This window comes from Olivibacter jilunii (assembly GCF_900607235.1).
GTDB classification, from domain to species: Bacteria; Bacteroidota; Bacteroidia; order Sphingobacteriales; family Sphingobacteriaceae; genus Olivibacter; species Olivibacter oleidegradans.
Genome location: NZ_LR027864.1, coordinates 1 through 6,341, shown reverse-complemented (window position 1 = coordinate 6,341; position 6,341 = coordinate 1). Strand labels below are relative to the sequence as shown.

6 protein-coding genes are annotated in these 6,341 nt (G+C 39.6%); 4 read left to right on the top strand and 2 right to left on the bottom strand.

Annotation, left to right across the window (positions count from 1 at the left end; all coding sequences use genetic code 11):
- Positions 1 to 396: 396 nt before the first annotated feature.
- A complete protein-coding gene (locus tag E0E36_RS27580; RefSeq protein WP_013668405.1) occupies positions 397 to 1,107 on the top strand; it encodes a hypothetical protein in 711 nt (236 codons plus the stop codon).
- 249 nt (positions 1,108 to 1,356) lie between these two features.
- Here the strand turns inward: E0E36_RS27580 and serS are convergent, their stop codons facing one another.
- Complete coding sequence (gene serS / locus E0E36_RS27575) at positions 1,357 to 2,628, bottom strand: serine--tRNA ligase (protein WP_130858596.1); 1,272 nt, start codon at positions 2,626 to 2,628, stop codon at positions 1,357 to 1,359.
- 223 nt (positions 2,629 to 2,851) lie between these two features.
- On the opposite strand from serS, the gene rsmI reads away from it, so the two are divergent.
- The 3 genes from rsmI (at position 2,852) to lnt (ending at position 5,936) form a co-directional block, all read left to right on the top strand.
- Complete coding sequence (gene rsmI, locus E0E36_RS27570) at positions 2,852 to 3,517, top strand: 16S rRNA (cytidine(1402)-2'-O)-methyltransferase (RefSeq protein ID WP_013668407.1); 666 nt, start codon at positions 2,852 to 2,854, stop codon at positions 3,515 to 3,517.
- A gap of 120 nt (positions 3,518 to 3,637) precedes the next feature.
- The gene (locus E0E36_RS27565; protein WP_130858595.1) at positions 3,638 to 4,276 is read left to right on the top strand and encodes a PH domain-containing protein; all 639 of its coding nucleotides are present in this window, start codon (positions 3,638 to 3,640) and stop codon (positions 4,274 to 4,276) included.
- Position 4,277: 1 nt separating this feature from the next.
- Entirely contained in the window at positions 4,278 to 5,936 is a 1,659-nt protein-coding gene (gene lnt, locus E0E36_RS27560; protein WP_130858594.1) for an apolipoprotein N-acyltransferase, read from the top strand.
- Between the two features lie 210 nt (positions 5,937 to 6,146).
- Here the strand turns inward: lnt and E0E36_RS27555 are convergent.
- Positions 6,147 to 6,341: DUF4136 domain-containing protein (locus tag E0E36_RS27555; RefSeq protein WP_130858593.1), on the bottom strand; the 195-nt coding region annotated here is incomplete at its 5' end.

Below are 6,341 nucleotides of genomic sequence, written 5' to 3'. Positions count from 1 at the left end.
AGCCGATGAGCCAATGTGATGATGAGCTTATTGCGGGCTTAAAGCGTACTGCTTATGGCTTAGAGCATCGGCAATGGTTGAGTAGGGAAATTGTTAAGTAGTTGATGAGCCGATGAGCCAATGTGATGATGAGCTTATTGCGGGCTTAAAGCGTACTGCTTATGGCTTAGAGCATCGGCAATGGTTGAGTAGGGAAATTGTTAACTAGTTGATTAGCCGATGAGCCAATGTGATGATGAGCTTATTGCGGGCTTAAAGCGTACTGCTTATGGCTTAGAGCATCGGCAATGGTTGAGTAGTTAGTTGCTTTTAATACAGGTAAAAAAGCTGATGGATAGCTGATTTGTATATTCGATAAATTTTTCATAACTTAAACATATAAAACCGGAGGTTAATATGTCTAAATTAAATGCCGATTGGTTTATCGAAATTCCCTTGGATTTTGAATACAAGAAATATCACCTTTTAGCCTATCTTAAAGAAATCAACCATCATTTCCACAAAAACAGGCTATATCCTAACTTAAATGATTTGGTCTTTCATTATAATAATTTACAAAAGTTCAAGAAGGATAAGACAACACTGCAAGATTCTTTTCCGGTGCGTTTAACCCATGCCGATACGGAAGCAGTAAAATTAACCTATGAAAAGCTAGTGAACGACGATGAATTAATGATGGAGATCGAACGCATTATCAGTTACGCTATCGTAAAGTTAGGTAGCGTCTTAAAAGAAGGAAAAGAGATTTATGATTTTGTAGAGAGCCGTTTGACCATTGAGTCGATTGGAGTAATGCCGCTTTACCCATATAATGGATATATGCTATTAAAAAACGGAGATGAGAAAGGCATTTTAGTATATGAATATCAAGTGACTTTGTTTGAAGGAAAAGACGAAAAATATCGTGGCGTTCATATGCATTACGTTACCAAATACGATCGGCATTTTCTTTACGGAACACCGGAGTCGATTCGTAAAGATCTTATACACAAACGGAAAAAGCTACCCAATCCGGCGGTTTACCATGTGGAAAGCGATATTACTTTTCCACTCGATCAGACATTGTTACCGCTGGCCAAGCGCACATTGATGAAGCATATATCTTAAGTTGTTGAGTGGTAAACTAGTTAAGATGTTTAGTGGTTAGTGGTTGATGTATTACAGTTACAGTACCAAGAAGCTATAACCAGTAACGCTTTAAATCCGTATAAGCTCATTATCACATTGGCTAATCGGCTAATTAACCACTCAACCATTTACCAGCTCTAAGCCATAAACAGTAATGCTTTAAACCCACATAAACCCATCATCCCATTGGCTAATCGGCTAATTAACCACTCAACTATTCCACTTTTCTTAATCAATCCATTCGAAACCTGTATAAGGCACAAGTACCGATGGAACTTTGATTCCTTGATCTGTTTGGTTTTCCTCCAAAATACAAGCAACAATCCTCGGAAGCGCCAAAGCACTTCCATTGAGTGTATGGGCTAAATGCATTTTCCCATCCTGTCCTTTAAATCGTGCCTTTAAACGGTTACTTTGAAAAGTTTCAAAATTAGAAACAGAAGAAACCTCCAACCATCGTTGCTGTGCGCCACTCCATACTTCCATATCATAGGTCATAGCAGAGGCAAAGCCCATATCCCCGCCACATAAGCGTAACACTCGGTACGGTAGTTGTAGCTTTTGCAACAGTGATTGCACATACTTGCTCATTTCCTCCAATACGTCATACGATTTTTCGGGGTGAACGATCTGAACCAATTCTACTTTATCAAACTGATGTAACCGGTTCAATCCTCGAACGTGTGCTCCATAGGATCCGGCTTCTCGTCTAAAACAAGGTGTATATGCCGTATTTTTTATAGGAAAATCCTCCTCCTTGAGAATCTCCCCTCTATACATATTGGTTACCGGCACCTCCGCTGTAGGAATAAGGTATAAGTCATCATCGGTTACATAATACATTTGCCCTTCTTTGTCCGGTAATTGTCCTGTTCCAAAACCCGAATCCCCATTGATTAAAATAGGTACCTGTACTTCCCGATAACCATTTTCAATTGCTTGATCCAAAAAGAAATTGATCAAAGCGCGTTGAAGTTTAGCTCCTTTTCCTTTATAAACAGGAAAACCAGCCCCACTAACCTTAACTCCTAACTCAAAATCAATGATATCATATTTGGCTGCCAATTCCCAATGTGGCAACGCATTTTCAGGTAAAACAGGCTTTTCACCGTGCTCCAATACAATTTCATTGTCTTCCGCTGTTTTACCCATGGGTACATCTTTGTAGGGGAGATTGGGTAATTGAACAATTTTCTGAAAAAACTGCTCTTCCAAAGAGCCTAACTCTTCGTTTAATACTTTTAGCTGTTCTTTGTATTCTCCTGACCGGGTTTTGATTTCTTCCGCTTCTTCTCTTTTCCCTTGACGCATTAATTCGCCAATTTGTTTCGCTGCTGCATTACCTTCCGCTGCAATGGACTCTGATCGGGTTTTGATGGAACGAATGCCTTCATCTAAACGAATGACTTCATCTACCAATTCCAATTGACCGAAATTACGCACTTGTAAGCGCTTAATCACATCCTCTCTATTCTCGCGGATATAGCTAATTTGCAACATATATTCTTATTTTTGCAGACAAAGATATTAAAAGTAAAAAGTAAAAAGTAAAAATTCAAAAACTTGGCTCCCGTAGGGATGGCCTGCCCTCCTGTAGGGATGGCAAAAAGCGAGCTCATTGATATCTTTAAAAGTAAGTAAGATATGTTCATAAAAAGCCATCGGTAGCATCCAGGTATCTCTTGACACCTCACACCCATGACTTGATCTTAATAACAGACAAATGCTTTATATCGTTCCAACACCCGTCGGCAATTTAGAAGACATGACATTCCGTGCCATACGTATTCTAAAAGAGGCTGATATCATTTTGGCTGAGGACACACGTACAAGTGCGCCTCTTCTCAAGCATTTTGGGATTGATAAAAAGGCTTATGCTCACCATCAACATAACGAGCATAAGGCCTTGAACGAGATTATTCGCTTTTTAAAAGAAGGTAAAAAAGTAGCACTCATATCCGATGCGGGAACACCCGCCATTTCTGACCCTGGTTTTCTGTTAGTCCGAGAAGCTATAAAAAATGGACTGGAAGTTTCTTGCCTTCCCGGCGCAACAGCTTTTGTTCCGGCATTGGTAAATTCGGGATTACCTACGGACAGCTTTGTCTTTGAAGGCTTTCTACCGATAAAAAAAGGCCGACAAACAAAACTCAAATCGCTCATTGACGAAGAAAGAACTACTATTTTTTACGAGTCGCCCCACCGCATTCTAAAAACCTTGGAGGAATTTAGTATATATTTCGGGAAAGACCGCTTCATTTCTGTATCACGAGAGATCAGTAAAATATACGAGGAAAATGTAAGGGGCACCATCGAAACTGTATTGACACATTTTAAAAACAATCCGATAAAAGGGGAGTTTGTAATTTGTGTGGCAGGAAAATCGTAAATTAGCATGGCTTAGTTGTGAGTAAGTTGATTAGGAAATGGGAATGGTCGAATGTAAGACTTAACGTCTCAACGACTTACCCTATATTCTTTATTTTGAATTTTGAATTTTACTTAAAAGATGTACATAGAACAATATCTAAACGAGGAACAAGACCCTAAAGTGGTAGAAAAACTCGTAAGCAAGTTAAAAGACATGCTTACTTCCGGTGAAGTGATCACTTATATTGCTGTACAAAAAAAACCAGCGGTTACACTGCTACCTGATTGTGTTGTAATTACCAGCAAGCGAATCATTCTTTGTGAGTCTGCTAAACTAGGTCTTACTACCAATTTTGAGATATTTACTTGGCAGGATGTAAAAGATGTGACGTTTAAAGAGGAATTCTTTGGAGCAAAATTTACGGTAATTCCGCAAAGTGGCGAGAACTTAACGGTAGAATATATTCCGAAAGTGCAAGCTAGAAAACTTTATCAACTAGCTAATGAAGCACTCGAAAGGAAGCGGGAAGAGCAACGTCTACGAGAAATAGAATTAAAAAAGGCCGCGACACCTCCTGTTATGTTAAAATCATTACCGGAGGAATTACCTATTGAACCACCACTGAAACCGGAAGAAGAGCCGGTCCTTAAAACATCCGCCGAACAGGAGGACGAAGTAACCATCAAATTGAAGAAGCTGAAAACGCTATTTGAAAAGCAGCTAATTACACAAGCCGAATACGAAAATAAGAAAAACGAAATCCTATCTCAATTTTAAGGTGAAGAACAATTACATTTGGGCCCTAATAAGTGCCTTTTTATTATGGCTGGGCTGGCCGCCCGTTCCTTATTCTGCTCTACTTCTTTTGATAGCTTTCGTCCCTTTATTAATGGCTATTGAACGTGTTATTTTAGATGACACAACAAAGAAAGGACAAAAAATATTTCTTTTAGCCGGTTTTACAGCGCTGATATGGAATACAACTTCAATTTACTGGGTATATAATGCAATAAGTGCAGTAATGCCAGCCTATATCGCTATTTTTATTAGCTTAATACCTTTTGGCTTGGCCGCCTTAATGATAGCTATCGTATTTAAGCTCTACTATCAACTCAGAAAACGATATAGTGTATCCGGTAGCCTCGTTGGACTTGTGTGCTTGTGGATCGGTTATGAATATCTCCATCAAAGCTGGGATCTCGCATTTCCTTGGATGACCTTGGGAAACGGTTTTTCCAATACACATCAATTAATTCAATGGTATGCCTACACCGGAGTTTATGGCGGAACGGCTTGGATCTGGTTGTGCAACATTGCTTTATTTCTTGTACTACGTAAACGAATTTATGAGAAAACTTCCACGCTAAACTTCAAACACACGCTAAACTTCAAACAATTTATACGTTTTGCCTTAGCAGTTCTAATTCCATCTATTATTTCGTTAGTACAATATTTCTCGTATGAGGAGCATGAAAATCCCTCTAATGTGGTGGTAGTACAACCAAATATTGACCCCTATGGCAAATTCGGCAATATACCTGTCGCCACTCAAGTTGAGAACCTTATTCGACTATCAAGAGATAAAGCACAAACAAATACCGAATTTTTTATTTGGCCCGAATCAGCAATTCCTGAAAGACCGCCCGGAGTAAATGAAGAGGAAATAAGGAATAACGACAGCTATCTTCGCATACGGGATTTTCTGTATAATTATAAAAACGGAAATGTATTATCCGGGATTGAATCAATGCAGTTGTACGATTCGCTTCAGACACCATCTGCTCGTCAATTCAGTAACGTATCCAAATACTATGACGTTTTTAATGCTGCCGTACTAATTGACAATTCCTCAAAAGTGCAATTCTATCATAAATCGAAATTGGTACCAGGTGTTGAACAAACACCATTTTCGTATCTATCCTTTTTAAAACCTTTATTTGCCGCATTCGGCGGTAGCACCGGGAGTTATGGTTCGCAAGAAAAACCTTCGGTCTTCTACTCGCAAAGCGGCATTGGAGCTGCCCCCGTCATTTGTTATGAATCCATTTGGGGAAATTATGTAGCTGAATACGTACGACAGGGCGCTCAATTTATCGCTGTAATCACAAACGACGGCTGGTGGGGCAACACCTCCGGTAAAAGCCAACATTTGGCTTACGCTAAATTGAGAGCTATAGAAAACCGACGATGGGTGGCGCGGGCAGCTAATACGGGTATTTCAGCCTTTATCAACCAACGGGGGGATATCGTTAGCCAGAGCGAATGGTGGGTACCAACTGCGCTTAAAGCAGATATTAATCTGAATGAAGAAATAACGTTCTATACAGCAACGGGCGACTATTTTGCTTATGCAGCTTGCTTTGGATGTGCAATCTACTTGGTTTTACTTTTGGGAACTTTTTTTAAACGGTTTGGTCGTGGAGTGGTTAGTCGATGAGGTATGAGTTAATTAGCCCATGAGGTTGCGTTGTTGTGTAGAAGATCACTCAGTAGATAATTAGCGCATGTGATAATGAACGAAGTCAGTTCATAAGTACTGGAATAAACAAATAAAGAATAGCATGACGGTATAGACCACAACTATAAACTAAAAAAGGGGCTCAATCTAACAGAAGAACCCCTTTTCAAATCATCACTTAAAAAATTCTTAGTTCTGGGCCATTACCGGATATTGTTTCATAATATTTTGCACAACTACCGGCAGGTCATTTACTGCTTTTTCAGGATTTCTAACTTCACCCGTACCTCTTCCTTGCCATACAATCTTCTTTGTTTTGGCATCGATTGCCTCTATGATAATATGACCGGCACGATAGCGCTCTCTACCGACAGCACCTCCCAT